Source organism: Mesonia aestuariivivens (assembly GCF_019311235.1).
Taxonomy (GTDB): Bacteria; Bacteroidota; Bacteroidia; order Flavobacteriales; family Flavobacteriaceae; genus Mesonia; species Mesonia aestuariivivens.
Window position 1 is genome coordinate 271560 of record NZ_JAHWDF010000002.1, and the last position, 26004, is coordinate 297563.

At 32.0% G+C, this 26004-nt stretch carries 29 protein-coding genes; 17 read left to right on the forward strand and 12 right to left on the reverse strand.

Going from position 1 to position 26004, the window contains the following annotated elements:
- Positions 1-813: 813 nt before the first annotated feature.
- From KW502_RS02895 to KW502_RS02915, 5 genes are all read left to right on the forward strand, one after another.
- Positions 814-2151, forward strand: coding sequence for a DEAD/DEAH box helicase (locus tag KW502_RS02895; RefSeq protein ID WP_219039030.1), 1338 nt, complete (start codon positions 814-816; stop codon positions 2149-2151).
- Between the two features lie 5 nt (positions 2152-2156).
- A complete protein-coding gene (locus KW502_RS02900; protein ID WP_219039031.1) occupies positions 2157-3470 on the forward strand; it encodes a DEAD/DEAH box helicase in 1314 nt (437 codons plus the stop codon).
- A 272-nt stretch (positions 3471-3742) separates the two neighbouring features.
- Entirely contained in the window at positions 3743-5290 is a 1548-nt protein-coding gene (locus KW502_RS02905; RefSeq protein WP_219039032.1) for an SDR family NAD(P)-dependent oxidoreductase, read from the forward strand.
- A 3-nt stretch (positions 5291-5293) separates the two neighbouring features.
- Entirely contained in the window at positions 5294-5515 is a 222-nt protein-coding gene (locus tag KW502_RS02910) for a VF530 family protein (protein ID WP_219039033.1), read from the forward strand.
- Between the two features lie 150 nt (positions 5516-5665).
- Positions 5666-6112 carry a KTSC domain-containing protein gene (locus tag KW502_RS02915; protein WP_219039034.1) on the forward strand — a complete coding sequence of 149 codons (447 nt, stop codon included), beginning with the start codon at positions 5666-5668 and terminating at the stop codon, positions 6110-6112.
- A gap of 110 nt (positions 6113-6222) precedes the next feature.
- Here the strand turns inward: KW502_RS02915 and KW502_RS02920 are convergent, their stop codons facing one another.
- Both KW502_RS02920 and KW502_RS02925 read right to left on the reverse strand, forming a co-directional pair.
- Complete coding sequence (locus KW502_RS02920; RefSeq protein ID WP_219039035.1) at positions 6223-6861, reverse strand: thiamine phosphate synthase; 639 nt, start codon at positions 6859-6861, stop codon at positions 6223-6225.
- A 40-nt stretch (positions 6862-6901) separates the two neighbouring features.
- Positions 6902-7516 (reverse strand): DEAD/DEAH box helicase, encoded by a 615-nt coding sequence (locus tag KW502_RS02925; protein WP_219039036.1) that lies wholly within the window; start codon positions 7514-7516, stop codon positions 6902-6904.
- A gap of 1074 nt (positions 7517-8590) precedes the next feature.
- Here KW502_RS02925 and KW502_RS02930 point away from each other — a divergent pair.
- Together KW502_RS02930 and KW502_RS02935 are read left to right on the forward strand one after the other, a co-directional pair.
- Positions 8591-8791 (forward strand): hypothetical protein, encoded by a 201-nt coding sequence (locus KW502_RS02930; protein WP_219039037.1) that lies wholly within the window; start codon positions 8591-8593, stop codon positions 8789-8791.
- A gap of 23 nt (positions 8792-8814) precedes the next feature.
- A complete protein-coding gene (locus tag KW502_RS02935; RefSeq protein ID WP_219039038.1) occupies positions 8815-9432 on the forward strand; it encodes a hypothetical protein in 618 nt (205 codons plus the stop codon).
- 57 nt (positions 9433-9489) lie between these two features.
- Here KW502_RS02935 and KW502_RS02940 read toward each other — a convergent pair whose 3' ends face one another.
- Complete coding sequence (locus KW502_RS02940) at positions 9490-10419, reverse strand: DUF8370 family protein (protein WP_219039039.1); 930 nt, start codon at positions 10417-10419, stop codon at positions 9490-9492.
- A 94-nt stretch (positions 10420-10513) separates the two neighbouring features.
- Positions 10514-10639: a hypothetical protein gene (locus tag KW502_RS15350; protein WP_255553995.1), complete on the reverse strand. Its 126-nt coding sequence runs from the start codon at positions 10637-10639 to the stop codon at positions 10514-10516.
- 132 nt (positions 10640-10771) lie between these two features.
- On the opposite strand from KW502_RS15350, the gene KW502_RS02945 reads away from it, so the two are divergent.
- The 3 genes from KW502_RS02945 to KW502_RS02955 are packed head-to-tail and all read left to right on the forward strand — an operon-like array spanning position 10772 to position 12576.
- Entirely contained in the window at positions 10772-11422 is a 651-nt protein-coding gene (locus tag KW502_RS02945; protein ID WP_219039040.1) for a hypothetical protein, read from the forward strand.
- The gene (locus KW502_RS02950) at positions 11412-11813 is read left to right on the forward strand and encodes a hypothetical protein (protein WP_219039041.1); all 402 of its coding nucleotides are present in this window, start codon (positions 11412-11414) and stop codon (positions 11811-11813) included. The genes KW502_RS02945 and KW502_RS02950 overlap by 11 nt, the downstream gene beginning before the upstream one ends.
- On the forward strand, positions 11803-12576 hold the full coding sequence (locus KW502_RS02955; RefSeq protein ID WP_219039042.1) for an ImmA/IrrE family metallo-endopeptidase: 774 nt from the start codon (positions 11803-11805) through the stop codon (positions 12574-12576). Before KW502_RS02950 ends, KW502_RS02955 begins: the two co-directional genes overlap by 11 nt.
- Before the next feature lie 11 nt (positions 12577-12587).
- On the opposite strand, the gene KW502_RS02960 is transcribed toward KW502_RS02955, so the two are convergent.
- Positions 12588-12785, reverse strand: a complete 198-nt coding sequence (locus tag KW502_RS02960) for a hypothetical protein (RefSeq protein ID WP_219039043.1) — start codon at positions 12783-12785, stop codon at positions 12588-12590.
- Between the two features lie 194 nt (positions 12786-12979).
- Between KW502_RS02960 and KW502_RS02965 the strand changes: the two genes are divergently transcribed.
- Both KW502_RS02965 and KW502_RS02970 read left to right on the forward strand, forming a co-directional pair.
- Positions 12980-13186, forward strand: a complete 207-nt coding sequence (locus tag KW502_RS02965; RefSeq protein WP_255553996.1) for a helix-turn-helix transcriptional regulator — start codon at positions 12980-12982, stop codon at positions 13184-13186.
- On the forward strand, positions 13183-13593 hold the full coding sequence (locus tag KW502_RS02970) for a hypothetical protein (RefSeq protein WP_219039044.1): 411 nt from the start codon (positions 13183-13185) through the stop codon (positions 13591-13593). Before KW502_RS02965 ends, KW502_RS02970 begins: the two co-directional genes overlap by 4 nt.
- Positions 13594-14509: 916 nt before the next feature.
- Here KW502_RS02970 and KW502_RS02975 read toward each other — a convergent pair.
- Positions 14510-15028, reverse strand: coding sequence for a DUF4251 domain-containing protein (locus tag KW502_RS02975; protein WP_219039045.1), 519 nt, complete (start codon positions 15026-15028; stop codon positions 14510-14512).
- A gap of 233 nt (positions 15029-15261) precedes the next feature.
- Here KW502_RS02975 and KW502_RS02980 point away from each other — a divergent pair, with 233 nt between their 5' ends.
- Positions 15262-15510, forward strand: coding sequence for a hypothetical protein (locus KW502_RS02980; protein ID WP_219039046.1), 249 nt, complete (start codon positions 15262-15264; stop codon positions 15508-15510).
- Here KW502_RS02980 and KW502_RS02985 read toward each other — a convergent pair.
- Positions 15507-16160, reverse strand: a complete 654-nt coding sequence (locus KW502_RS02985) for a hypothetical protein (RefSeq protein ID WP_219039047.1) — start codon at positions 16158-16160, stop codon at positions 15507-15509. The two genes, KW502_RS02980 and KW502_RS02985, sit on opposite strands and share 4 nt — an antisense overlap.
- Before the next feature lie 200 nt (positions 16161-16360).
- On the opposite strand from KW502_RS02985, the gene KW502_RS02990 reads away from it, so the two are divergent.
- Positions 16361-17191 carry an OmpA/MotB family protein gene (locus KW502_RS02990; RefSeq protein ID WP_369412507.1) on the forward strand — a complete coding sequence of 277 codons (831 nt, stop codon included), beginning with the start codon at positions 16361-16363 and terminating at the stop codon, positions 17189-17191.
- A 56-nt stretch (positions 17192-17247) separates the two neighbouring features.
- Here KW502_RS02990 and KW502_RS02995 read toward each other — a convergent pair whose 3' ends face one another.
- Positions 17248-18363, reverse strand: a complete 1116-nt coding sequence (locus KW502_RS02995; protein WP_219039048.1) for a DEAD/DEAH box helicase — start codon at positions 18361-18363, stop codon at positions 17248-17250.
- A 153-nt stretch (positions 18364-18516) separates the two neighbouring features.
- Between KW502_RS02995 and KW502_RS03000 the strand changes: the two genes are divergently transcribed.
- Positions 18517-18921: an arsenate reductase family protein gene (locus tag KW502_RS03000; RefSeq protein WP_219039049.1), complete on the forward strand. Its 405-nt coding sequence runs from the start codon at positions 18517-18519 to the stop codon at positions 18919-18921.
- A gap of 93 nt (positions 18922-19014) precedes the next feature.
- On the opposite strand, the gene KW502_RS03005 is transcribed toward KW502_RS03000, so the two are convergent.
- On the reverse strand, positions 19015-20982 hold the full coding sequence (locus tag KW502_RS03005) for an aconitate hydratase (RefSeq protein WP_219039050.1): 1968 nt from the start codon (positions 20980-20982) through the stop codon (positions 19015-19017).
- A gap of 181 nt (positions 20983-21163) precedes the next feature.
- Between KW502_RS03005 and hpf the strand changes: the two genes are divergently transcribed.
- Positions 21164-21469 carry a ribosome hibernation-promoting factor, HPF/YfiA family gene (hpf, locus tag KW502_RS03010; RefSeq protein WP_219039051.1) on the forward strand — a complete coding sequence of 102 codons (306 nt, stop codon included), beginning with the start codon at positions 21164-21166 and terminating at the stop codon, positions 21467-21469.
- Between the two features lie 69 nt (positions 21470-21538).
- On the opposite strand, the gene KW502_RS03015 is transcribed toward hpf, so the two are convergent.
- The 3 genes from KW502_RS03015 to KW502_RS03025 form a co-directional block, all read right to left on the reverse strand.
- Entirely contained in the window at positions 21539-22234 is a 696-nt protein-coding gene (locus KW502_RS03015; protein WP_219039052.1) for a YiaD family glycine zipper/OmpA-like lipoprotein, read from the reverse strand.
- A gap of 31 nt (positions 22235-22265) precedes the next feature.
- The gene (locus KW502_RS03020) at positions 22266-22745 is read right to left on the reverse strand and encodes a lipocalin family protein (RefSeq protein ID WP_219039053.1); all 480 of its coding nucleotides are present in this window, start codon (positions 22743-22745) and stop codon (positions 22266-22268) included.
- 123 nt (positions 22746-22868) lie between these two features.
- Positions 22869-24878 carry an alpha-ketoacid dehydrogenase subunit alpha/beta gene (locus tag KW502_RS03025; RefSeq protein WP_219039054.1) on the reverse strand — a complete coding sequence of 670 codons (2010 nt, stop codon included), beginning with the start codon at positions 24876-24878 and terminating at the stop codon, positions 22869-22871.
- Between the two features lie 160 nt (positions 24879-25038).
- On the opposite strand from KW502_RS03025, the gene KW502_RS03030 reads away from it, so the two are divergent.
- The gene (locus KW502_RS03030) at positions 25039-26001 is read left to right on the forward strand and encodes an isopenicillin N synthase family dioxygenase (protein ID WP_219039055.1); all 963 of its coding nucleotides are present in this window, start codon (positions 25039-25041) and stop codon (positions 25999-26001) included.
- The last annotated feature ends 3 nt before the right edge of the window (positions 26002-26004 follow it).

A 26004-nucleotide genomic window follows, 5' to 3' on the forward strand; every position in this document is an offset into this window, starting at 1 on the left:
AAGAGAGCTTAGATGATAGAATATAGATTCTAGACATTTGGAAAGTAGTGAGCTTTTGAGTTTGTGAGTTGAGTGTAGATAAAGAATGAAATTGAAAAAACTGATTACTGTTCACTAAAAAACTTCTCGATACAATTTTATCCTCTCTAGGCGCTCGCTATCCTAAAACCATTCGAAGAGACAGAATGAAGTTGGAAGTTAGCCTAGAGAACTTAGATGATAGAATATAGACCCTAGACTTTGGGAGTGAGGAGATTTTGAGTTCGTGAGTGATGAGTATAGAGAAAGATTGAAATAGAACATCAAGAATCCTTAAAATGGCTTTTTTTTTAGATCTGTAGTAATGAGAAGAAATTTTAGAGCTTGGGCAGAGGAGGATGGGACGAGCGGTAGCGTTTGCCATCCGCAGGCGTCAAAATTTCTGTACTCATTCAAGGATCTAAAAATCACGCCTAGACTTTTGCTTCTTTTCGGCAATGGAAAAGAAGAGAGGATGTGAAGTTGAAGTTGAAAGTTAGCCTAGAGAACTTAGACGATAGAGTATAGATTCTAGACTTGGAGAGTAGTGAGTTGCTGAATAACATGAAACCCGGCCTACGAGAAAAACTTTAAAAATCAAGGTGGCAGCGTTGGGTTAGAGCTCAAAAGCTGTTTGACCGCAGGAAGTTCTTTTCAGCAATGGAAAAGAAGAGGGATTGTGAAGTTGAAGTTGAAGTCGATAAATATTGCCAGATGAAGACTTTTAACTAAAAATACCTGTCACTGCATGGTATTCTCCAGCAAGGGGTGGTTATCTTTGCTAAAAAATATTTCATGTCAATACCATTTTCAGCGTTAGGAATTCAAGAGGAACTTCAACAGGCTTTAGCCAATTTAAATATTTCTCAACCCACCGTTATTCAGCAAAAAGCAATTCCACTTATTCTTCAAGAAAAGGAAGACTTGGTAGTTTTGTCAAAAACAGGAACCGGAAAAACTGCTGCTTTTGGTTTGCCAATATTGCAATTAGTTCATCCAGAACAACATCATATTCAAGCGCTTGTTTTGGCACCTACACGTGAATTAGGAAATCAAATCTATGAGAATTTAAAATCATTTGCAACTCAACTTCCTGAACTTAAAATCAATGGAGTATTTGGAGGAAATCCAATTAAACCGCAAATTGAAGAATTAAAAAATTTACCTCAAATCTTGGTAGCTACTCCAGGTAGGTTATTAGATTTAATCGAAAAAGGGGCTTTAAGTTTAGAAAAACTTGAATATTTAGTATTAGATGAAGTTGATGAAATGCTAAGTGCATTGAAAGAAGAAGTTGAGCTTATTTTGAAAACTGCCCCCAAGCAACGAAGAACCTTTTTGTTTACAGCAACTATGCCTGGAACTATTAAGCAGTTGGTTCAAAATTATATGGGTAAAAAGGTTTTCCATATTGAAGCAGATATGCAAACTACTGGCCATCAAGGTATCGATCATCAATACGTGGTGGTCGAACCTATTGAGAAGCTAGAAGTTTTACTTCACTTTTTAAATACAAGAGAGGGAGAACGTGGTATTATTTTTTGTAAAACCAAAGCGGCCGTAAATAAACTGGCGAAGAAATTAGCCATCAATAAATTTTCTTCGGGCGCTATTCACGGAAGTTTAACCCAAGGGATTCGTGATCGAATCATGGGACAATTTAGAGAAGGGCATATCCAAATTTTAGTCGCTACAGATTTAGCAGCACGTGGGATCGATGTTAAAGATATTTCTTACGTAGTAAATTACCATTTACCCGATACCTTTGATGCTTATGTACACCGAAGCGGAAGAACCGCCAGAGCAGGAGCGAAGGGGTTTTCGTTAACTGTTTTGCAGGAAGAAGAAGTACACGAGATTGCCGATTTTGAAGAAGAATTAGGAATTCAATTTAAAGAATATCAAAAAGCCGATGCGCAAAGCATAGAAGATAACAATACGCTTTTGTGGGCTAAAAAAGTATTTAAAACGAAACCTAATCGAGAAGTTTCAGAAGAATTAAAAACGAAGGTAAAAACCATTTTTCATCACTTGACTAAAGAAGAGTTGATCGAAAAAGCATTGGCGCATTATTTAAATCAAAAAACTTCTATTTCTGCTAACGATAATTCTACCAAGGATAAAAAACAATAAATTTTATGGCAACTACTATTAAAAATCAGGAAGATATTTTAGCGAAATTAAATATTCATGTTTTAAATCCTATGCAGGAAGAAGCAATTTCTGTTATTAAGCATAAAAAAAATATTGTTTTACTATCTCCTACAGGAACCGGAAAAACGCTGGCATTTTTATTACCGCTTTTAGAAATGTTAGCTCATGCTAATGAAGAAATTCAAGCTTTAATCATTGTACCCTCTAGAGAGTTGGCTATTCAAATCGAGCAAGTACTACGCGCTATGGGATCGGGTTATAAAGTGAATGCGGTCTATGGCGGCAGACCTATGAGCAAAGATAAGATTGAATTAAAACACAAGCCTGCTATTCTAATTGGAACGCCTGGAAGAATTTTAGATCATTTCAATAAAGAACGTTTCTCAAAAACAAGCATTAAAACACTTGTATTAGATGAGTTCGATAAGTCATTGGAAAATGGTTTTGAAGAAGAAATGAAAGGAATCATCAACCAATTACCTAGTTTAAATAAACGTATTTTAACTTCTGCTACTCAAGGCGTAAGCATTCCTAAATTTGTACAGTTAGATAAGCCTCATATCATTAACTATCTAAAAGAAAAAACAGTTTCTAAGTTGGTGCTTCAAACGGTGGTTTCTCCAGATAAAAGTAAATTAAATACCTTATTAAATTTATTAGAATACATTGGTGCTGAACCTGGAATTGTTTTCTGTAACCTAAAAGACAGCATTGCTCAGGTGAGTTCATTTTTGGAACGGAATAACGTAAGTCACGCTTGCTTTTCTGGCGGAATGGAACAAAAAGATCGAGAACGTGCTTTAATTAAATTTAGAAATGGAACTTGCCAATTATTATTAGCTACAGATTTAGCGGCGAGAGGAATAGATATTCCAGAAATGAAGTACATTATTCATTATGAATTGCCACGACATGAAGAAGAATTTATTCACCGAAATGGAAGAACAGCTAGGGTTAATGCCAAAGGTACTGCTTACATATTACAGGGAAAAGATGAATTGCTACCTGAATTTATAAAAGGTACTAAAACCATCTCCATAGCGAAAAAAGCAGTGAGCAAACCTCAATACTGGGAAACCTTATTCATTTCTGGCGGAAGAAAAGATAAAATTTCTAAAGGTGATATTGCTGGTTTATTCTTTAAACAAGGCGGACTTGATAAAGACCAATTAGGGGTTATCGAGTTGAAACAAGACTGCACTTTTGTAGCTGTACCCTTAAGTATTGCAGATAGTTTAGTAGAAAAACTGAATAATTCTAGGTTAAAGAAGAAGAAAGTTAGAATTTCAGTATTGTAAAGAGTTAATGTGAGGTTGAATTCTATTTTTTTTCAAATTCAATTTATACAGAAAACAGGCTTAATATACATTTTATTAAGCCTGTTTTTATGGCGTTAGTCATCACAAGAATAGGCTATTCTTAAATATTCTAAGAATTTGCCGGTCAATGTTGTAAACTCAGGTAGTCGTATATAGTTTCATAAGCCGAATTAAATTGAATCAACTTATCCCTATAAAATTTTATAATTTAGAAAAGAAATAAAACTATATTCGCAGCCAAAAAATAACTTATGCAAGTGAACAAGGAAGTGGAAGGAGTGGTGAGCCAAGAAGAAATTGATCAGTGCATAATGATACTGGAAAACCTAAACACTCATACCAATCAAATTTTTGAAATTCCGAAGTCAAAAAGGACAGCTTTGATTAAAGCCGCTGGACAATTATCTAGACCTAGCCGAGAAGAATTTTCACGTAGAAAAAAAGATGCTAAAAAAGCTGCTAAACGCAAACAAGCTGCTCGCGATAAAAGTGCTCGTAAAGAAACGGGGATTAGAAGCGCAAGAGAAGCGCACGTATTTATAGCTCCAAAATTATTGGCTGCTGCAGATCTAGAAAGTAAGGAAAGTCTTGAATTACAAACGCCTCGAAATTGTTATGTCTGTAAAACCTTATTCACCAAATTGCATCATTTCTATGATACGATGTGTACAGAATGTGGTGATTTTAACTATGCTAAACGTTTCCAGACCGCGGATGTCGATGGTCAAGTTGCCGTGATTACTGGTTCTCGTTTAAAAATTGGTTACCACATTACTTTAATGTTATTACGAGGTGGGGCAACAGTCATAGCAACTACTCGTTTTCCAGTAGATTCTGCACTTCGGTTTTCTAAAGAAGAAGATTTCCATCAATGGAAAGACAGGTTACATATTCACGGATTGGATTTAAGGCATATCCCAAGCGTGGAAATTTTCTGTAATTATATCGAACAAAAATATGATCGCTTAGATATCTTAATCAATAATGCGGCACAAACCGTAAGAAGACCTGCTGGATTTTATGCGCATTTAATGCATAACGAAGAACAGCCGTTAGAAAATTTACCTAAAAGCGTCCAAGATTTATTAGCAGATCACTCCGATTGTTTAACTGAATTGAAATCTTTTTCAACAGGAGCTTCTCCTAATAAAAATATGCCAGTAACTTGGCACGGACCAGAACCAGGAATTGGACTCAGGGCTTCCGCTAAGCTTTCTCAAATCCCTTATAGTTTCGATAATTCATTAGTGGCACAAGAAGTTTTTCCAGTAGGAGAATTAGATGCCGATTTACAACAAGTAGACTTAAGAAAAACCAACTCTTGGCGTTTAAAGTTGGGTGCCATAGAAACTACTGAAATGATTGAAGTTCAACTGGTAAATTCGGTTGCTCCTTTTGTGCTGTGTAATCGTTTAGCGGAGTTGATGAAGAAAGAAAACACGGGTCAAAAACACATTATTAATGTGACCGCGATGGAAGGGAAGTTTCATCGTTTTTTTAAAGAATCTCGCCATCCGCACACCAATATGGCCAAGGCAGCGTTAAATATGTTAACCCATACTGCCGCTGGAGATTTGGCAAAAGATGGAATTTATATGAATGCCGTAGATACGGGTTGGGTAACCGATGAAGATCCCGCAGAACTGGCTAAAAGAAAGCAAGAATTGCACGATTTTCAGCCTCCACTAGATATTGTAGATGGCGCCGCTCGAGTAATGGATCCGTTGTTTGATGGCATTAACACCGGAAAACATTGGTGCGGTAAATTTTTAAAAGATTACAGACCTATAGATTGGTAAATGATGAGCGAAACACAACCTAATAACCCGCTACATGGAGTAAAACTTGCAGATATGCTTAACTATTTGCAAGATTATTATGGCTGGGATGGTTTGGCCGAACGTGTAAATATTAATTGCTTTAAGTCGAATCCTACCATAAAATCAAGTCTTAAATTTTTACGCAAAACCGATTGGGCAAGAACAAAAGTAGAAATACTCTATTTAAAAACGATTAAAAGATAGTTAATTTTCTATTATTGAAATGTTTATATTTTTTGAATTGAGATTTAAAATTAAATAGCGACACTGAATATAAATATGTAATTGTAGCCGAAGTTTTGTCATTACTATAGAAATAACACTTACTTTCGCGCCTTGATTTAAAATAAAGATATGAAGCGAATTAACGAATATAAAAAGCTGTTTGAAGTAGAAAAAGAAATTGAACTCAAAGCTTTAAAAAAGAGTTACCGTAACCTGGTAAAAGAATGGCATCCCGATAAATTTCAAAATGGTGACCCTAAACAAGTAGAGGCAGAAATGCAAAGTCGTAAAATTATTGACGGCTATCATTTTTTAGTAAGTATTGCTCCAGAAACTAAAGAAGCAAATTTACCCGAATATACGGCAGCGATTAATTCTGGAATTGCAGATTATCAGCATAAAGGCTTATTGTTAGAGATCAGTTATCTTGATGGTTCTACCTACGAATATTTTGGGGTTACTAAACCTGTATTTGTGAAAATGATGCAGAGTAATAAATTAAATCGTTATGCAAAACGTGCAATTTATCCAAATTATTTATATAGAAAATCTAAGCGTACTCAAGAAGAAGAATAGGTTTTTAGATAGATAATTCATCTAAACATAGAGTTAAACATACTCAATAAAAAAATAATAACCCTTGAAGTTTTTTCAGGGGTTTTTTAGTTGAAAATGTTTAGTTAGATTTAATCAAAAGTATGACGCTTTTCTTGCGTTGAAGAAGCTTGTAGTAAATCGTGAAAAGCGCTAATTAAATTAAAGTTTTCAGTAATTGCATCATCAATGGCCAATCCTGAAACTCCAGTTCCTAAAATAGCTTTTACACCTTCAAGACTAATTTCGCCAAAAGCCAACAGAGGTGTTTCAGTAGTTAGCGCTTCTTGTATGAATGAAAAACCAGTAATTCCTAAACTTGCTGCGTTATTTTCTGGATTTGTATTTTGAAACGGTCCTAAATATAGATAGTCTAATTCTTGTGATATTAATCTTTCGGCATCTTCTAAGTGATAAGCCGTAGCGCCTATTAATTGCCAGGTGTGTAAATGTTTTCTTACAGAACTGGTACTAGCGATACTTTTCTCTAAATGAACACCATCTGCTTTAATTTGCTTTGCAACTTTATAGTGATCTTGAACAATTAATCGCGTTTGAAAATGAGCCGTAATTTCGCGAGCTTTTTCTGCATATTTTAGTACTTTTTTTTCACTTAAATGGTTTAATCTTAATAGCACCAGTTCTGCTCCAGAAGTACACGCTTTTTGCACGTTTTCTAGATGTTCTTGAGGGGTGTTACCTTGAGTTAAGTAATGTAATTTAGCGATCATAAATGAATGAAATTAAAAAGTGACCAAGAATTGAATGTGCTTAAGAAAGACTTATTTTTTTTGAATACTCCATAAAGTAACTATCATAACGAGCTAACTTTGCTGTCATTTCTTCAGCATAAATTACGTACTGGCATTTGATAACACTTTGGGTTATCGATAATAATGCGGCATAAGCTGTTTGCTGAATTAAAAAATCGGCATCATCAATACTAAATATCTTTAGTTGTGAGGTATGTACACCATTTAATAAAAACAATTTATTTAGATTCTTAGGTGTTGAAATGAGAATATCTATTCCTTCTAAAATTTCTGATTTCTGTAAATCTATATGCATTTTTTCATGGGCTACATAAGGCCTTAAAGAAGTATGACGCGTATAGACCAAAAATTGATCTAGTATCTCTAGGGCTTTCTCTTTATTTTCTACTAAGATAATAGCTCGCGGCGCATCACCTACGGCTTCACATTTTAACTTTTGTAAAGTGGTTAAAATAAGCGTGGTAGTTTTTCCTGCACCTTTAGGAGCGGTGCAATACAAATTCATTCCGCTTTTAATTACGGGAATACTTTTGCGTTGCAGTGGAGTAGGTGTTTCAATTTCTAGCTTAGCTAGTTTCTCTTTAATTTCGGGATGTAACTTTTTAAAAGGCATTTGGCAAAGGTAATCATTTCTGAAATCTTTTGTATTGTTTGAATTGGTGAATTACACGAAGAAATACCTAAAAAAGATGTTGGAAATTATTTAAGGGTTTTAATTGATTAATAGGAAAGCGTAATGCTTGTGGAATGATTTTAAAGAACTTTAATAACAAGTTGACATAAAAATATCATTATAAATCAAAAAACAAAATTTTACCGCTTAAGCAATAAGTATTCTTAAAAGTTACTATTATACCATGGATTTTCCGATGTTTTCTAAAATATAGTGAATGGCCATGTATCGTCCCGAATTTAAATTCTCTGAATATATTTTATTACAAACGCTTATAGCTTAATTAAAATCATCCACTTTATTTTGGTTTGTTAAAATAAAATCTTCATAAATTTAAAAAATTACTACAAGTAAATATCTCAATATAAGTGTTTTAAGCGATTCAATCGCAAGTTAGACTTTACACTATGAGACAGCTTAAACGTGCTGTTTTAAACCCTTAGAAATGCCTCTAAACGGTTAAATAACAGTGTTTTAAAATAGCTCTTTTTAAGCTTCATTTTTGAAATTTTCGAGAAATTAGTTACTCAAAACTTGCTGAATCAGTTTTAATAAGAAATGATTTTAGTGGAAAAAATTTCTTAGTCATAAAGGATTTAAAGATTTTTTTAAATAAATGATCTATGAGCTAATGACATTTGCTAAAGATTAGTCGTAAACAATAATACTAAGCAGCTTAAGTTGTAATCATTGTTTTTGTGAAAACAGCATTAAAAGATGTTTTTCTCTACTTTTTACAAAGAATACATTTGTTTTATAATGTTCTGCGTTATGTAACTTTGCTTTGGGAAAAAGCGAAATTCTTTACCCCCAATTTTCTTGGATTTTTTTCTTTCTAAAAGTTTCTTTAAAAAATGTAATGGAATACTCTTTGCCCGAAGCGACGGTAGGAGCGAAGTGGGAATGTGTATGGAATGGTTTATTCTCTCTAATTTCCAATTAATTACGGAATCCCATAATAAGTTAATTATTACAATTTTGTATATTTAAAAAGTATAAAAACACTTTTAAGAAATGAATAAATATGAACTAAAAATTGTCTCAATTATTGATGACGAACGTGTTGTTTTATTACAAGCATTTTTATATGCTGAAAATGAAACTATTGCTAATACAATGGCTGACAACATTTTTACTACATACCAAGATAATAGTAATTATACTGAATATTATGAGGGTATTGTTGTACAAAGACCATTAACTTTAGTTGAGTAAATTCCTAATCGATTATAAATTGAATGCACTATAAATTAACACAGGAAATAATAAAACTGAGTGAGTCAGATTATTGGCATAGTGCTAAAAATGAATGGAATTTTGAATATGCATATTATAGCGATGAATTACAGAGATGTCTTTGTGGACATTATCCAATTAAAAATGTCTGTGTCATTAAAAACACCATAAATAATAGACATACTGAGGTTGGGAATTGTTGTGTGAATAAATTTTTAGGAATAGATGAAGGAAACAAAATTTTCACATCAATTAAACGATTAAAAGAAGACCCAACAAAAAGTATGAGTCCAGAAGTTTTGGAGTACCTATTTAATAAAAAGGCATTAACCAACTTTGAATATAAATTTTACTTAGATACAATTAGGAAACGTAAATTTTCTTACAAACAACTTGAAATACGTAAAAAAATAAATCAAAAGTTAATTGATTTCACGAGTTATGAATCTAACTCTAATTTTTCAAGAATCAATTTAGTATTAAAATGGGCAGAAGAGAATACTTGGTTTGACACAAGCTTTGTTCATTCTTTGAAGCAGAATTGCGAAAGAAGAGGAAAATTGACTGAAAACCAATCTAAAGCTCTTGAGAACATAATTAAAAAACTAAAAATTGAATAATTCTTTTGGTATTTAAATTGGAAAAGACAAGAAGCCCTTTCCCAAGGAAAGAACTTCTTATGATGCTTTACCGTAAAGCTGTATTAATTTTTCTATGTCTATAGATGGATAATGAGATTTTACATAATCCTGAAAATTAATTAAAGAACCACTATAACTTTTAACATATTCAATTAATTTATGTTTTGGTTTTCTGTAATGGCTATTAATGTTTTTTATTATAGCTTTTTTAGTACCGTCTTTTAATTCGTTGATAAAACTATCATTTCCATCTGTATTTATATTTCCTTCTATAATATCTTTAGACAAATAGTTGCTAGAAATAAACCAATTATAATGATTAGTATAAATTCTTTGGCCACTTGTCAAAAACTGAGGTACTAGAATAATGCATTTTCCTTTGTAATGAGGTAACATAACTTTTTTAGTAACCCATTTTTTTGAAGAATGTTCATAATATTCAATTTTGGTTTCTTCGACATCTATACTATATTTTAAACATTGCTGAAATGTAAATTCAGCCAAAATATCTCTACAAACATTTGCTAAAGTGTCCGACATATTATCTTGACCAATGCCTTTTACTAAAAGTAGTACATTATGAGCTTCATTAGTTACTGTAATTCCTGCTTTAACTAATTTATTAGCTCTTAATGAATCAAAAATTATTTCAGCTTTTGTTGGTCCAATTCCTTTACCTTTAATATTATAAGAGTAACCTAAATGGTATTCATTAGCTTCTCCTAAATGAGATAAGAAATTCAATCCGTTATTTCTATCATTAGGAATAATAAATGTTCTATTCAAAGTTTCTAAAAAAGATTTACTTCTTACATACATCTTTTTTGCAATCATATTATCTAAATTATTAGCAATATGATAAGGGTCAATAAATGCTTCTAAATCATTTTCCATTAAAATGTTTAGATGTTCCGTGGTATTACTTTTAATACCGAAATGTTCGTTAAATGTTTTTAAATGTATCATTTTTTAATTTTTTAAAATTTATATTCTTATTTTAAATCTGTCCATAAAAATTAATCTATAGACAGATTTTAATTTTTAATATTTAAGGTTACTATTATTTACCTTTACTATCACTTCTGTTACTTCTCACGTGTGGCTTAACTTTTATTGTTTTACCTCCAACTTTTTTAGTATAACCAGGAATTCTGTTGTATTTTCTACCTTCTGAATCTTTTGCCATATTTTACACCTCCTTTCTAATTTTTTTTAATTATTTATGTAAATTGTTAACCATTAACCTTCTACATAATACTATTAACTGTAGAAAATAAAAGTTCCCCAAAATGGGGTAAAAAAAATATTTGCGATTAATATGATTATAGAAGATATTGGCAAATTCTTTGAATCCAACTCAAAAAAACTTGATAAAATCAGTAATGTTGAATGGAAGATTGCAATCAAAAAGTGTGAGAAACATTTGTTCTTCAAGCTAATGAATAAAACAAAGTATGGAGCACATACAGTTGAAAATTTGGGAATACCAGCTAAGGATTATTATTTAGAATATGCTTATTCTAGTATAATTGATGGTTTTTGGGAATGGAAAGACAGCTTTGACCTTACTGAACAGTTAATAAGAATTATAGATAGTAGAATTTCTACAGTAGTTAAATCGTATAAAAATGCTAAAGAAAATGATGAAAAAAGAGAAGAAGAAGGTAAATATCCATTAAAGACAGTAATAAGAAGTCAGGATATCGAAAATACATTTTATAACTTGCGGTCTGAGGACGAAGTTGATGAAACCGAGCTACTTGCAATAGAAGATGACTATAATAAAATAGAGCTATTTGTAAATGAGAGTAAGGACGATGATATTAAAACGTTTTGGGAATGCACAAAAGAAGGATATAAAAGAGCTGAAATAGCTGAAATTATGGAAGTAACACCAAAACAACTAGATAAGATTAAAGAGAAATTTTTAAGGCAAACAAGAAAACAAATCGAGAAAAATGGAAACTAATAAAGCATTAAAAGCGTTAGATAATCTTTATGGTTTACTATTAGAAATGAATTACCATAAAGAACCAATAGATTTTTTAAGTGAAATAGAGGAAGATGATGTTTTTGTTTCTAAACATTTAAGAAATGTTATGCTAAGGCGTTCTAAAACTAAAGCACTCTTAGTACAAAATAAGTACAAAAAATTAAGAGAAGAATTTTTACGTCTTAAAGAGTATGGTTTTGAAAAATTACAAGAACTATTGACCCCAAAAGAAAAAATAGAATTGCAACCTCTATTTAATAAATTTAAAGAGTTAGAAGAAAAAGATGAAATAGATATCAATGAAGACCAAGATTTTTTAATCTTCATTTCTAAGATTAAAGATAAAATTGACGATGATGAATCTTAATAAGCCTCAAAAAGAAGCAAATAAATTATTAGATTCATTAGGATGGGCAAAACCAGGAGATTTAACATTAACAGAAATTGCTTATGCCTCTAATGCAGATGTGAAAGAGTCAGACTTAGGTGGTTCAAGAGGTCGGATTTTAATGAATGGAGACTCAGCTATAATAACAATAGATTCAAAAGTCAAATTAGAGTCTAAACGAAATTTTATTCTTGCTCACGAAATTGGCCATTTGATTTTGCATAAAAAAATAACGCCTCTTTTTTCAGATACTAATAAAACACTAAGCGAATGGTATGCAAAGGGAAAACACGAAATTGAAGCAAATCAATTTGCTTCTGAATTATTAATGCCTAGCCATTTATTTAAGCCAAAAGTTAATGGCAAAACATTAACTTTAGATTTAATTAGAGAAACTGCAGATTTTTTTGGAACTTCTCAAACTGCTACTTTATTAAAATATAAGGATTTAGGTGATTTTTCAGTTTCTATAATCTATATGGAAGATGGTATTGTACAATGGAAAACTGAATCTAACGATTTTCCTTTAAAATTTTTGCAAAAAGGGAGTAATGCTCCAGAAGGTTCTGTTGCAGGAGACTTCTTTAAAGGTAGAGACTTAGAAGAAGAGCCAGTATTAGTAGAAGCGATTGAATGGTTCCCTGAAGATTTTGAAATAGAGAATCATTTAACAACTGAATTGTATGAACATAATTTTAGAATAGGTTCAAACGGATTATTATGCTGTTTATGGATGCAATAATTTTATTAAAATTATTCAAGTTTCCCTGTTCCATAATTAACACGCTTCTTAAAGTCAATCACTTCATCCTTTAATTTCTTATTAGCATTTTCAATAAGTTCATTTTGAAGTTTCATAATACGTAACAAGTCGTGAATGGCGTTTAAATTATCTAGTTGAGTATATACGATTTTTTCAAGGTCGGCTTTGGTGTATTTAGGATATGGCATAAAATTTGAAATAAAGTTATTAACAACAAAAATTTAATTAAAAATTACATTTATATAATTTTAACTTATATAAAGTTAATTCAAACTTATAAATTAAATTTTAAAAACACAAGTTTAGATTACTAAAATTCAACTTAAACTTATGTTTTGATAAGTATGTATTATATATTTAAGGTGGAATACATCAAATAATTATGACAATAGAAAGGATAAATAGAATAAAAGAAGTTCTGGTGATTCAAGGAAAATCGCAGGTATGGCTTGCGGAAGAACTTGGAAAAAGCACGACTTCTGTAACCGCTATTTGCAATAATAAATCACAACCTCATTTAAAAGATTTAAAAAGGATTGCAGAAATACTTGATGTAGATATTAGAGAGTTATTAGTTCCTACAAAATGATTGCCTTAGAGTTCCTAAAATCAGAATTAAAGAAACATAGTATAGAATTAACCGCCAAACCCGATGGGAGGGAAGGGGTTGATTTTTTAATAGGAAAACACCAAATATACTTACAACCGCTAGACTTAGATACTATAAAACAGAGTGTTAAAATTCCAAAGCAAGATTTAGGAGAACTAAACGATAACTTATTTATCGCTTTAGTTTTAATCATAGAAAAACAACCCAGAGTTGTGTATTTAATTTCATCTAAGCAATTACGAGATTCTACTAACAATTACTTTATAAATAACGAAGTGAGTTTAATGCCTAGTTTATCTAATTGGGAGATTAAAATATCAAGCAAATCCATTGAAGAGCTTGAAAAATATGCTTTAAACAATATGATTAATAAACTAAAAGTTTAGTTATATATTATTATGTAAAATAGTAGCAGTGCGTTTTTACCCAGATGAAGCGTTGGCAAAACGGCCTCAGAAAACTTTGTTTAAAACAATAGGTGAATGAGCGTACATATTTTAGAGGGCTAGCAATAGATACTCTTAATAATCTAAGAATTTTAAAGCAAGTTCTAAGCAATCTTAATGAGTTACGATGTTTTCTAAAATATAGCGACTGAGCCGTACATTGTTTCCAAAGGTTTGTGCAGCCTTGATTTTTTTGTTTCTTTTTGTATCAAGACAAAAAGATATGCAAACACTTAAAAATTTAAATAAAAGCACAATTAGAACAAGTGTATAGAAATTTTAGAGCGTGGATTAGAGCCAGGAAAAATTTTATACTCTTGTGGCTAGCTTGCGAGAATGGCGTAGAAAAAAATTTTACGGGATTTTCCTTGAATACGAGAATTATAATTAATAGCAAAAGGTTTAGCTTTTTTTGGTGTGGCCAAGCGGTGGCAAATTGAGTTTAAAAATAAATGCCATAAAGCATTTAATTTTTTAAAAACAATAAAGCGGTTGGGCGCGGCAATTTTACATAGCGTCTAATTATAGTACAAACAGCAGAATGTTTCTTATTCAGTACTAAACCCAAGAGCCTAATGTTTAATGACCCCAGTACTACAGTTTATTGTGTATTCAAGACTTTCTGGGATATTTTACATAATATGGAATTATAGCTTACGAATATAAAAGAAATTCAGGTCGTAAAATGGCTGTAACATAATTGTTGACGATATAAAACACTGACGTGTTAGTTATATCTACAATTATGTTAAATACACTGTATTCGTCATTTTACTCGAATATTATATTTGTACTATAATTTATATTATGTAAAATAGAATTTTTTGTAGTAGAATACTATAAAATAATTTAATTCTTACTCTTCTTTTTCATCTGTTCCAGAGATAGTTCCATCGTAAGAAATATTGTCTCGCTGACTAGTCGTTACATGCGTATGAACATTATGATTAGGATAAATAGTAATCTTAAATTGATAGTGTTCCGTTTTTGCGCTGGTTTTAAAATTTATTGTATATTCTTCTTCGTTATTTTTGATTATTTCTAAGTTTTCTGGAACACCTTCAAATTCGATACCACTAGCGGTTCCATAATCGCCACCAAATTGGCGAACGCCAAAATATGGTAAGAAAACTTCTACTTGGTCTCCATATATTTTAATAAAATTAGGATTTCCTATTAAAGAAATTTGTTGTCCACGTAAAGGATTCATCCAACGATGTTCAATTTGAAAAGTAGAATCTTGCATCCACTTGTTAAGTTGTTTTTTTTGTAGTGATTCTTGCTGTATTTTTTGTTGCCCGGCGCAGCTTAACAACAGAGATACAAAGATTATAACACCTAAAAATGAAGTAAACTTTGATGGAAATGTTTTCATCTTCTTGATTTTTAATTAAAATACGACTATTATTTAAAGTTTGTTATCTTTTGATAAAGCCTTAACATCATAAGAATTTACAGAAGAAAAATAATTTAGATAAATTGCAATCTTATAGGCTTAGTGGTCTTAAATTTTGAATAAAAATGATTGTATGTAAAAATGAATTAAAGCTCTTAGTTTTCCTTTTAAGTTTCATATTGGTTGTTGCTTGCCAAAAAGAAAATACAATAGTGAAGAGAAAAGCATTAATCATAAACAAATCTAAACTATCAAATCAAGAACTGCAGTATACTTATAGTTTCGTGTATAAAGAAGATACTTTAATACGAAAATTTAAAACCTCATTTTCTAAAGTTACAATCCCCTATCAAGTTGGCGATAGTATTCTACTTTATCATGAAGCGGATAAAAAATTTAATGTATTAAAGACAGAAATTTATTCTTCTTTTCAGTGGCATAAAGATTCTCGTGTACACTAATCTTTATCGGTTTTAACTACGATAAAAGAAGCTTTATAACCAGTAGCTAAATTCCAAATGTTAGAAGTTATAATTCTCCCACTTTCATCAATTACTTTAAATTCTGCAGTATTAGGTCCAGATTGCCCCTGATTTAAAGCTTCTACTTCTATTTTGTTAAATCCTTGTTTTAAGTCCAAATATACGGTTGTATACTTAGCTACTAGGTTAATTTTATCAACCACTACTTCTCCATCTTTATAAACCCTAACCATATCACCATCAATCGCTTGATGATCCCTACAAATCACTTTTATTTGTCCACTTTTCGTTTTAAAATCACCTAAATATAAATTTTTCTTATACTTGTCTGCCATTTCTTTTTCAGGTTCTTGCTTTAAGTACTTAGGATCAAAATCTATTTCAGGATCAATAAATCCTTCATTTTCGGTAATATCCATTTTTTCTTCCTTCTCCTCTAGCCTTGCGGACTGTGGTCTTCTGTAAAAACTATTATTTTTAGTACTTAAGCTAGGCGCCGTTCTACTACTTGAATTTAATTGTCTGGGGGTACTTAAGCTATTTCCGTTAGATATAGTGTTTGGACTATCTAATTGAGCAAAGCCTACATAGCTTAAAAATAAAAAAATGAATAAAATGATATTTTTCATAAGTAAAGGGTAAAATTTGAATGTACTAATTTAAGATAATATTAATGTTTTAGAATCAATAATCTTACCAAAGATATGTTTTGAATAGGGTTGTGTAAAATTTCTACAAGTCACTTTTAACAAAACTATAAGTTTTCTGAAAGAAAATTTAAGAATGTAAACCTCTTAGTTTGTTTTCAGTAAAACTCAATAAAATTTAAATGATGAAAAAAGTAATGTTGATTTCAGCAGTTTCGCTAAGTCTTGTATTAGGTTCTTGTGTTTCTAAAAAGAAATATACAGAAATTGAAAACGAATTGGACAATACGCGTAGCGAATTAATGAAAACCAGAGTGGCTAAAGAAGATTGCGAAGAAAAATATGGCAAGGTTCAAGAACAAGTCTCTAATTATTATGCTAAAATAAATTCTTTACAAGAAGAAAGTGATCAAAAATTAGAAATGGTCGATAATATTGCCGCAATGTCGGTAAAGTCTAAAGAAGCTATGCGCAAGACCTTAGCAAAAGTTGATCCTGAAAAATTAAAAGGAGTTGAAACTTTAAGTGATTCGATTGATGTAGCTATTTCTTACAATTTGACGCAATCTTTAAATGAAGGAGAAGATGAGGGAATTGATATTCACGTAGACCAAACTGTTGTGCAGATTACTATTTCTGATGAATTATTATTTAAAAGTGGAAGTTACTGGGTGAATCCAAGAGCTAATAGGCTTCTAGAAAAAATAGCTAAAGTAGTAAAGTCTGAGCCTTCTATGGAAGTGTTGGTAGAAGGCCATACTGATAACCAAACGATCGTGAAAGATTCTTACTTAGAAGATAACTGGGATTTAAGTGTGCGTAGAGCAACTTCTATTGTAAGAGTTTTACAAGATAAATATAAAGTTGATGGAAAACAATTAATTGCTTCTGGACGTAGTAGTTATATGCCTTTAGAAGACAACTCTACAGCTGAAGGTAGAGAAAGTAACCGAAGAACTCGTATTGTAATTTTACCAAACTTAGATAAGTTTTTAGCAATGTTAGAATCTTAATTGATCCCTAAGATTGCTATAATAAAAAAGCCGCTGAAATTTTCAGCGGCTTTTTTTTATAATGTTTTTTGTTTAAACTTTATATTAAGAGATTTTTCTATTTGTTTCACTTCAGGCAATTCGTGCGGTAAAATAAGAGCTATAGAAATTCCTGAGTTTCCTCCCCTTGCGGTTCTTCCGCTTCGATGAGTGTAATAAGCTAAACTTTCTGGAAGTTGATAATGAAGTACAAAAGCTAAATTATTCACATCAATACCTCGCGCAGAAACATCTGTAGAGACTAAGTATTGTAAACTTCCTTTTTTAAATGCTCGCATTACTTTTTCTCGATCGCGTTGTTGCATATTTCCTTCTAACGCATCTACAGAAAAACCTTCTTCTTTTAAAAATTTAGTAAGCTTTTGCGCACCAGCTTTGGTACGCGAAAATATAATTCCGCGTTCTTGCTGGTGCTGATCTAAGAATTTTAATAAAGCATCGTCTTTATCTGTACGACTTACACTAATATACTGGTGTGTAATATTACTGTTTACCTGATTTCCATTAGGTTCAACTTTAATAGCTTTGGGGGACATGTACTTTTTAATTAACTGATTAAGCTCTGTAGGCATAGTTGCAGAAAATAACCATGTTTTTTTTGATGTCCCAGTATATTTTAAAATTTTGTCTAAATCTTCTTTAAACCCCATACTTAGCATCTCATCTGCCTCGTCTAAAACTAAGGTTTTAATATGTTTTAAATCTAAAGAGCCACGTTCAATTAAATCTAATAATCTTCCTGGAGTGGCTACTACAATATGTGTAGGTCGCTTTAAATTGGCAATCTGTATATTTATTTTCTCACCACCATAAACTTCTTCCGTGAAAATTTTACCATCTACATGTTTGGTAAATTTAAACAGTTGTTTTTTTATTTGTTGTGCTAATTCTCGAGTTGGCGCTAAAATTAAAGCTTGTATAACTTTATTTTCAATCTCTATATCTTGTAGAATTGGTAATCCGTAGGCAGCAGTTTTTCCAGTTCCTGTTGGTGCTAGCCCTATAAAATCGGTGGCATTACTTAATAATTGCGGAATGGTTTCTTCTTGAATTTGAGTAGGATTAACAATTCCTAAGTCTTTTAAACCTTTAATTAAATCTTTACGAATTCCTAATTGTTGAAACGTATTCATAGTTTTATTTTCTTGATGCAAAGTTACTTTATAAATCCTACCAAATCTTAATTTTATAGAGATAATTCAGCTTCCTAAAAAAATGATAAAAACTTTCTCAATTAATCGTATTGAACGTACTTTATGATAATTGCTAATCATTAAAATTAAATTATGTCAGTCATAGCTAAAAACCAACGACAACTCACTGTATATTATGATTCTAAAAGCGAACTAGGTAAAAAGATTAGAGCGCGAGCAGAATCTTCAAATTTAGAAGTTTTAACTATCGATTTGTTACAAACAAATCTTACCGGAACTGAATGGACAGAAATTGCTGAAATGTTAGGGGTAACGGTTGATAAATTAATAGATCAAGACCACCCAATATTTAAAGAATTATATGGAGATGATCACGTAGATCTTGATAAAAATGATTCTATTAAAGTTTTAGAAAAAAATCCTGAAACTTTGGTTTTTCCTATTGGTGTTCGTGGAGAAAGAGCTGTTCAAGTAAAACTATTGAGCGATTTAAACCCGTTATTTGATTCAGATACTGGTGAAATTCCGCAGCCATAAAATTAATTTATTGATATAAACAAAGAATCATATCCAAAAAAAGCCTGAAAATATTTTCAGGCTTTTTTTGGATAATGCTTAGAGATTAGGAGACTAATTCAACTTTTCTTTAAAATCGTTAATAATACCTCCTTTTAGCAATACTCTAATTTGCCGATCACTCATTGTATGTTTGGTAGGAATCTCTATTGAATCTCCATTTTCCTTTATGATTTCAACTTTAATCGTTTCTCTATTTTTTACTGAACTTCTTAGATTTTTAAATTTTATGGTATCATTTTGTTCGAACTTATCATAATCGTCTAGGTTTTCAAATTCTAACGGAAGAATTCCAAAATTCACTAAATTTTGCCATGCAATTCTCGCATAACTTTTTGCAATGACCGCAATCTGGCCTAAGTATTTTGGAGCGATAGCAGCATGTTCCCTACTCGATCCTTGTGCATAATTTTCTGCAGCTACCACAATATGTCCGCCAAATTCATCTTTCGTTTTTAAGGCACGATCATAATAGGTTTCATCAATAACAGTAAATGCATATTTGCTAATTTCTGGTAAGTTACTTCTAAACGGTAACACTTCTGCACCTGCTTTTAAAATCTCATCGGTAGAAACATTATCGCCCATCTTTAGTAAAACTGGAACTTCAGCTTTATCTTTTAATTCTTCAATATGAGGTAGTGACTTAATATTAGGTCCTTTTTGTAATTCTACATTTTCATTATCTTCTGGGGGAGCTACAAGCATTTCTGTATTAATAATATGAATTTCAGGATCTACATATTCTGGGTATTTCATATGATACAATTTTTCAAGGTCTCGTGGATCGGTAATTTTTCCTGTTAATGCTGAAGCTGCAGCGGTTTCAGGACTGCATAAGTGTACTTGATCGTCTTTAGTGCCACTTCTGTCTGGAAAATTTCTAGGCATAGTTCTTAAACTAATGGTACCACTCGCTGGTGCTTGTCCCATACCAATACATCCCATACAACCACTTTGGTGATAGCGTGCACCTGCAGTAATTAAATTTCCAAAGGTTTTAATATCAATCATATTTTGAATAATCTGCCTAGAAGTAGGATTAATATCTAAACTTACTTCTGGATGAACCGCATTTCCTTTTACAATTTCTCCGGCAATCCAAAAATCGCGTAAGCCTGGATTGGCAGAAGAACCTATTACACACTGGCTTATTTTTTTTCCGGCCACTTCACTTACGGGAACAACATTTCCTGGGCTGGTAGGCAAAGCAATTAAAGGAACCAATTCGTCTAATACAATCTCATCATGAAAATCATATTCGCAACCTTCGTCTGCTTTTAATTCTATCCAATCTTCTTCTCGAGTTTGAGATTTTAAAAAACGTTTTGTTTCTTCATCACTAGGAAAAACAGTAGTTGTAGCGCCCAGCTCTGCACCCATATTGGCAATTACGTGGCGGTCCATGGCACTTAAATATTGAAGTCCGTCTCCATAATATTCAATAATCTTCCCTACTCCGCCTTTTACATCGTGTCGGCGAAGCATTTCTAAAATAACATCTTTAGCGCTCACCCAAGCTGGTAATTTACCAGTGAGTTTTACACCCATTACTTGTGGCATTTTCACGTAATAAGGTTCACCAGCAATAGCTGCTGCAACATCTAAACCTCCTGTACCAATGGCTAACATGCCTAAAGAACCGGCTGCGCAACTGTGACTGTCTGAACCTACTAATGTTTTACCAGGTTTCCCAAAACGTTCCATATGAACAGGGTGACTTACTCCATTGCCTGGTCTACTAAACCATAAACCAAATCGTTGAGCGGCAGATTTTAAGAACAAGTGGTCATCGGCATTTTTAAAATCGGTCTGTAATAAGTTATGATCTACATATTGTACAGCTACTTCTGTTTTAGCTCGGTCTAACCCCATTGCTTCTAATTCTAGCTGTACTAAAGTTCCTGTAGCATCTTGAAGTAAAGCTTGATCTATTTTTATACCTATTTCTTTTCCAGGAATAAGCTCCCCTTCAATTAAATGATCATTGATGAGTTTTTGAGTAACGTTGAGTGCTGACATTTTTTATTCTTTTAATTAACTTTTAGACATTAATTTAAAGAATATAGTTGTGTATTCATTGAGTTTAACACGCTTTTAATTTAAAAAGGGTTGAAGTATGAAATCTTGCTAAAACCGTATTAAAAAAATAGGATTAAAGCCACTGAAATCGTACCTTTATAACGAATTAAAATAATTAACTATGGATACAAACTTTAATTACGTTCACGTAGCAGCAAGTGAAAGATTAGAAGAGTTCACTAAAGAGAAACTTAATAAATTAAAAGAAAGATTTGATTTTATTGTAAGTGCCGAAGTCTTTTTTAAAACCGAAAATTCAAGTGCTAAACAAGAAGGAAGAATTGCTGAAATAAAATTAAGCGTTCCTGGTCCTCAAATTTTTGCTTCAGCTAATGAAGAGAATTTTGATATGGCTGTGAACAAAACCATTTCAGAGTTAAAAACTCAACTACAAAAGAAAAAAGAAAAGATGCAAACGCATCATTAAAAATAATATTCATAAAAAAAGCCGCTGAAAATTTCAGCGGCTTTTTTTATATGATCAACTAATTTAAAATTAGTTTGCTTTTTGTTGAGCTTCTTCCTTCATTTCTTCACTAGCAACAATAGCTAACTCTACTCTTCTGTTTTTAGCTCTTCCTTCAGCGGTAGAATTATCATATTTAGGTTGATCTTGACCGTACCATTTTGTAGTAAATCTTCCTCCAGATAAACCTTGACTCGTTAAATAATTTGTAACAGACATGGCTCTTTCTTTAGATAATTTCATGTTATAAGAAGCGGCACCCGTATTATCGGTATGTCCTTCTACTAAAACATTAGTGTCTGGATATTCACTAAAAATACCTACTAATTTATTTAATGTTTCTTGAGATTTATCGTTAATGTTAGATTTGTTAGTTGCAAAATAAACTCCGCTATTTTCATTAAAAGTTACGCTAATTCCTTCACCTACTCTAGTTACTTCTGCTCCAGGAATCTCTTGTTCAATTTCTTTAGCCTGTTTATCCATTCTATGACCAATGTAAGTACCTGCAGCACCACCAACAACACCTCCAATGATAGCTCCTAATGCGGTATTATTTCCATCGCCTACATTATTTCCAATCACTCCGCCGATTACAGCACCACCAGCAGCTCCAGCGGCTCCGCCTTTTTGTGTGTTATTGGCATTTTTAATAGCATCACAGCCAGTAAAAACAAGTGATAATGATAATACTCCTACTAAAGTCTTATTTACTATATTTTTCATAATTTTATTTTAAGGTTGAATTAATTATAAATTACATTTTTGTAAAACTCATTCTTATTTTAAAAGGTTTTCCTTCATAAGAAACAGTTTGTTCCCATATCATATTTGTATCGGTTAAAGACACTAAGTTTAGTCTATAACCAGTATCTATTCTTCTAGCATTTTCACCTTCTCCTATAGGTTTTAAAGTGAAATCATATAAACCTGCTTCTGGATTTTCTTCTTGAACCATCCAAGAGAAATTTCTAGTTCCTGAATTACAGTTTGCTCCAGTTAGAGTATAAACTCCTTTGTTATTGTTAGAGACAAAATTCCATTGGGAATTTCTAAAACAATTGGCAGTAGCATCTTGAAACAATGTTACATCTACAAATCCACTATTATTGGGGTAAGTAATGGTATTTAGCGTCCAGCTCCCTTTAAAAGTTCGTTCTGCTTGTCGTTCAATTTTGGTTGTACCACAAGCTACTAAAAGTAGACATACAGTTACAACAGAAAAAAATCTTTTCATAATTTAAAAATGATTGGTTATCAAAGTATTTTAATGATTGCGATCAAATTTAAATTTGGTAATGGTTTTTCTGTTATAAATTAAGAATGTTTAACGATCACTTGTTAAAGTTTAGCTAACAAATTAATAGGCTAATAGTTGCTCTATACAATCGTTTATGCGGTATTTAGCAAGGTATTTTTCTTCTAAATTTTTAGCAAAAGGAATTGGGGTTGGTAAGCTTGCCACTCTTTTGATAGGCGCGTCTAAATACTCAAAACAATTTTCAGAAATTAAAGCCGAAATATCAGACATAATTCCGCCAAACATAGAGTCTTCTTGCAGTAATAAAACTTTGCCCGTCTGCTTAACTGATTCAAAAATAGCTTCTTCATCTAAAGGTTGAAGCGATCTTAAATCTATCACATCGGCACTAATCATTTTATTTTCTTCTAAGTAATCTAAAATCCAATGTACACCAGCTCCATAAGTAATAATACTAAGTTGTGTTCCTGTTTTTAGCTGGGCAGCTTTCCCGATTGGAATAGTAAAGTAACTTTCTGAAACTTCTTGCCGAATACTTCTATACAAAGCTTTATGCTCAAAAAATAAAACGGGATTAGGATCTTCAATAGCTGCATTTAATAAGCCTTTGGCATCTTGAGGAAATGCTGGATAAACTACTTTTAAACCAGGAGTTTTAGTGAACCAAGCTTCATTGGTTTGGCTGTGAAATGGCCCTGCTCCAACTCCAGCTCCGCAAGGCATTCTAACGACCACATCTGCATGTTGATTCCATCTATAATGTATTTTAGCCAAGTAATTAACAATGGGATTAAAACCACTAGAAACAAAATCTCCAAACTGCATTTCTACAATAGCTTTCATCCCTTTTATAGATAATCCCATGGCCGTGGCAATAATTCCGGATTCACAAATGGGAGTATTTCTAATTCTATTTTTTCCAAACGCTTTAACAAAACCCTCAGTAATTTTAAAAACACCACCATAATCGGCTACATCTTGCCCCATTAATATTAAATTATCATATTTCTGAAGGGATTGTTGTAAGCTTTCTGCAATGGCATCAATAAATCTAATTTCTTTGGTCGTTGATGTCGCTTTAATTTCTTTAAAATTGAAAGCGGCATAAACATCTCTTAACTCCTCTTCTACTGTTGAAGTTATTGGGACTTCAGCATTAGCAATCTTAAGATGCTCATTAATTTCTTTCTTTATCGCTGTTCTAAACTTTAGATCTTCTTCTTCAGTTAAAATTTTATTTTCTAACAAATATTCCTGAAAATTATTAATAGGATCCTTTTTCTCCCAAGTAGCTATTTGTTCTTCAGGAACGTATGCGGTACCGCTGGCTTCTTCATGGCCACGCATTCTAAAAGTTTTAAATTCGATTAAAATAGGTCTTGGGTTTTGACGTACACTTTGGGCAATTTCATTTACTTTTTGATAGATTTCTAAAATATTATTACCATCAATAATATGTGCTTCCATACCGTAACCCTTACCTTTATCTGCAATATGTTCACAGAAATACTGCTCTCGAGTAGGAGTTGAAAGCCCATAACCATTATTTTCAATACAAAAAAGTACGGGCAGTTGCCAAACAGAAGCTATATTAAGGGCTTCGTGAAAGTCTCCTTCACTAGTGCCTCCTTCTCCTGAAAATACAGCAGTTACTTTTTTTTCATTTTTTAATTTATGAGCAAGAGCTATCCCATCGGCTACGCCTAATTGCGGACCTAAATGAGAAATCATTCCTATAATTTTAAATTCTTGTGTCCCAAAATGAAAACTACGGTCTCTACCTTTTGTGAACCCATTTTTTTTTCCTTGCCATTGAGAAAACAATCGGTATAAAGGTATTTCTCGGGTAGTAAAGACTCCTAGATTTCTGTGCATTGGCAAAATATATTCATCTTCATTTAATGCTGAAGTTACACCAACAGCAATTGCTTCTTGCCCAATACCACTAAACCATTTAGAAATTTTACCTTGCCTTAGTAAAATCAACATTTTTTCTTCTATCAAACGTGGTTTTAATAAGCGCTTGTAAAGTACTAGTTGCAATTCTTTGGTGATTTGATGTGGAGTAGAATTGAATGCTGATTTTGGAGCAGTACTTACCGATTTCATAAATTGTAGTTATGTTTTTTATCAAAATTATAATAATTCATCATTTACCCTAATAAAATTCAGAGTATTTTAGTTAAGAATGCCATTTAAAATAATATTAGGACAGCTAATTATTAAAAATTGAAGAAAATTCTTAGCTTTGATATTTAAAATGAATACTATGTCAATTAACAATATACCTAGCGTTGATCTTGCAGATTTTATTGCTGATGATCCCAAGCGTAAACAAAAGTTTGTCAATGAAATTGGTAAAGCCTATGAAGAAATTGGCTTTGTATCGCTAAAGCATCATTTTTTAAGTGAGGAATTAGTAGATGAACTCTACAAAGAAGTAAAAGCTTTTTTTGATTTACCTATTGAGATCAAGAAAAAATACGAAATAGAAGGTCTTGGTGGTCAGCGTGGTTATATCTCGTTTGGTAAAGAACATGCAAAAGGAAAAAAAGAAGGTGATTTAAAAGAATTTTGGCACTTTGGACAAGAACCTGATGAAGATGCTAATTTAAAAGAAGATTATCCCGATAATGTTAAAGTTGAAGAATTAAAAGATTTTAACCACACTGGGATGGAGGCTTATAGAATGTTAGAAAAAACTGGCATTTATGTACTTAGAGCTCTAGCACTTTATATAGGTTTAGAAGAACATTATTTTGACCATTGGGCTAGTAACGGAAATAGTATTTTAAGACCTATTCACTATCCCCCTATTACTGAAGAGCCTAAAGGCGCAGTAAGAGCTGGGGCGCATGGCGATATTAACCTTATCACACTTTTAATGGGAGCTTCTACTGGAGGACTTCAAGTTTTAAGAAAAGATGGAGAGTGGATAGATGCTAAGCCTTCAGAAGATGAATTAGTAATTAATGTTGGAGATATGTTAGAGCGCCATACCAATAATAAATTACGCTCTACCATTCATCGCGTAATTAATCCTCCAAAAGAACAATGGGCTGAACCACGATATTCCATTCCATTTTTTTTACACCCTAGAAGTGATATGCGCTTAGATTGCCTAGAAGAATGTATAGATAAAGATCACCCTAAACATTATGAAGATATAACTGCAGGAGATTTTTTACACCAACGTTTGGTAGAAATTGGTTTAATAAAAGAAGAAAAATAACCA

Coding starts and splice junctions, on each gene's coding strand:
- KW502_RS02895 (WP_219039030.1), top strand. CDS start 814: ATGTCAATACCATTTTCAGCGTTAGGAATTCAAGAGGAACTTCAACAG.
- KW502_RS02900 (WP_219039031.1), top strand. CDS start 2,157: ATGGCAACTACTATTAAAAATCAGGAAGATATTTTAGCGAAATTAAAT.
- KW502_RS02905 (WP_219039032.1), top strand. CDS start 3,743: ATGCAAGTGAACAAGGAAGTGGAAGGAGTGGTGAGCCAAGAAGAAATT.
- KW502_RS02910 (WP_219039033.1), top strand. CDS start 5,294: ATGAGCGAAACACAACCTAATAACCCGCTACATGGAGTAAAACTTGCA.
- KW502_RS02915 (WP_219039034.1), top strand. CDS start 5,666: ATGAAGCGAATTAACGAATATAAAAAGCTGTTTGAAGTAGAAAAAGAA.
- KW502_RS02920 (WP_219039035.1), bottom strand. CDS start 6,861: ATGATCGCTAAATTACATTACTTAACTCAAGGTAACACCCCTCAAGAA.
- KW502_RS02925 (WP_219039036.1), bottom strand. CDS start 7,516: ATGCCTTTTAAAAAGTTACATCCCGAAATTAAAGAGAAACTAGCTAAG.
- KW502_RS02930 (WP_219039037.1), top strand. CDS start 8,591: ATGAATAAATATGAACTAAAAATTGTCTCAATTATTGATGACGAACGT.
- KW502_RS02935 (WP_219039038.1), top strand. CDS start 8,815: ATGCACTATAAATTAACACAGGAAATAATAAAACTGAGTGAGTCAGAT.
- KW502_RS02940 (WP_219039039.1), bottom strand. CDS start 10,419: ATGATACATTTAAAAACATTTAACGAACATTTCGGTATTAAAAGTAAT.
- KW502_RS15350 (WP_255553995.1), bottom strand. CDS start 10,639: ATGGCAAAAGATTCAGAAGGTAGAAAATACAACAGAATTCCTGGTTAT.
- KW502_RS02945 (WP_219039040.1), top strand. CDS start 10,772: ATGATTATAGAAGATATTGGCAAATTCTTTGAATCCAACTCAAAAAAA.
- KW502_RS02950 (WP_219039041.1), top strand. CDS start 11,412: ATGGAAACTAATAAAGCATTAAAAGCGTTAGATAATCTTTATGGTTTA.
- KW502_RS02955 (WP_219039042.1), top strand. CDS start 11,803: ATGAATCTTAATAAGCCTCAAAAAGAAGCAAATAAATTATTAGATTCA.
- KW502_RS02960 (WP_219039043.1), bottom strand. CDS start 12,785: ATGCCATATCCTAAATACACCAAAGCCGACCTTGAAAAAATCGTATAT.
- KW502_RS02965 (WP_255553996.1), top strand. CDS start 12,980: ATGACAATAGAAAGGATAAATAGAATAAAAGAAGTTCTGGTGATTCAA.
- KW502_RS02970 (WP_219039044.1), top strand. CDS start 13,183: ATGATTGCCTTAGAGTTCCTAAAATCAGAATTAAAGAAACATAGTATA.
- KW502_RS02975 (WP_219039045.1), bottom strand. CDS start 15,028: ATGAAAACATTTCCATCAAAGTTTACTTCATTTTTAGGTGTTATAATC.
- KW502_RS02985 (WP_219039047.1), bottom strand. CDS start 16,160: ATGAAAAATATCATTTTATTCATTTTTTTATTTTTAAGCTATGTAGGC.
- KW502_RS02990 (WP_369412507.1), top strand. CDS start 16,361: ATGATGAAAAAAGTAATGTTGATTTCAGCAGTTTCGCTAAGTCTTGTA.
- KW502_RS02995 (WP_219039048.1), bottom strand. CDS start 18,363: ATGAATACGTTTCAACAATTAGGAATTCGTAAAGATTTAATTAAAGGT.
- KW502_RS03000 (WP_219039049.1), top strand. CDS start 18,517: ATGTCAGTCATAGCTAAAAACCAACGACAACTCACTGTATATTATGAT.
- KW502_RS03005 (WP_219039050.1), bottom strand. CDS start 20,982: ATGTCAGCACTCAACGTTACTCAAAAACTCATCAATGATCATTTAATT.
- hpf (WP_219039051.1), top strand. CDS start 21,164: ATGGATACAAACTTTAATTACGTTCACGTAGCAGCAAGTGAAAGATTA.
- KW502_RS03015 (WP_219039052.1), bottom strand. CDS start 22,234: ATGAAAAATATAGTAAATAAGACTTTAGTAGGAGTATTATCATTATCA.
- KW502_RS03020 (WP_219039053.1), bottom strand. CDS start 22,745: ATGAAAAGATTTTTTTCTGTTGTAACTGTATGTCTACTTTTAGTAGCT.
- KW502_RS03025 (WP_219039054.1), bottom strand. CDS start 24,878: ATGAAATCGGTAAGTACTGCTCCAAAATCAGCATTCAATTCTACTCCA.
- KW502_RS03030 (WP_219039055.1), top strand. CDS start 25,039: ATGTCAATTAACAATATACCTAGCGTTGATCTTGCAGATTTTATTGCT.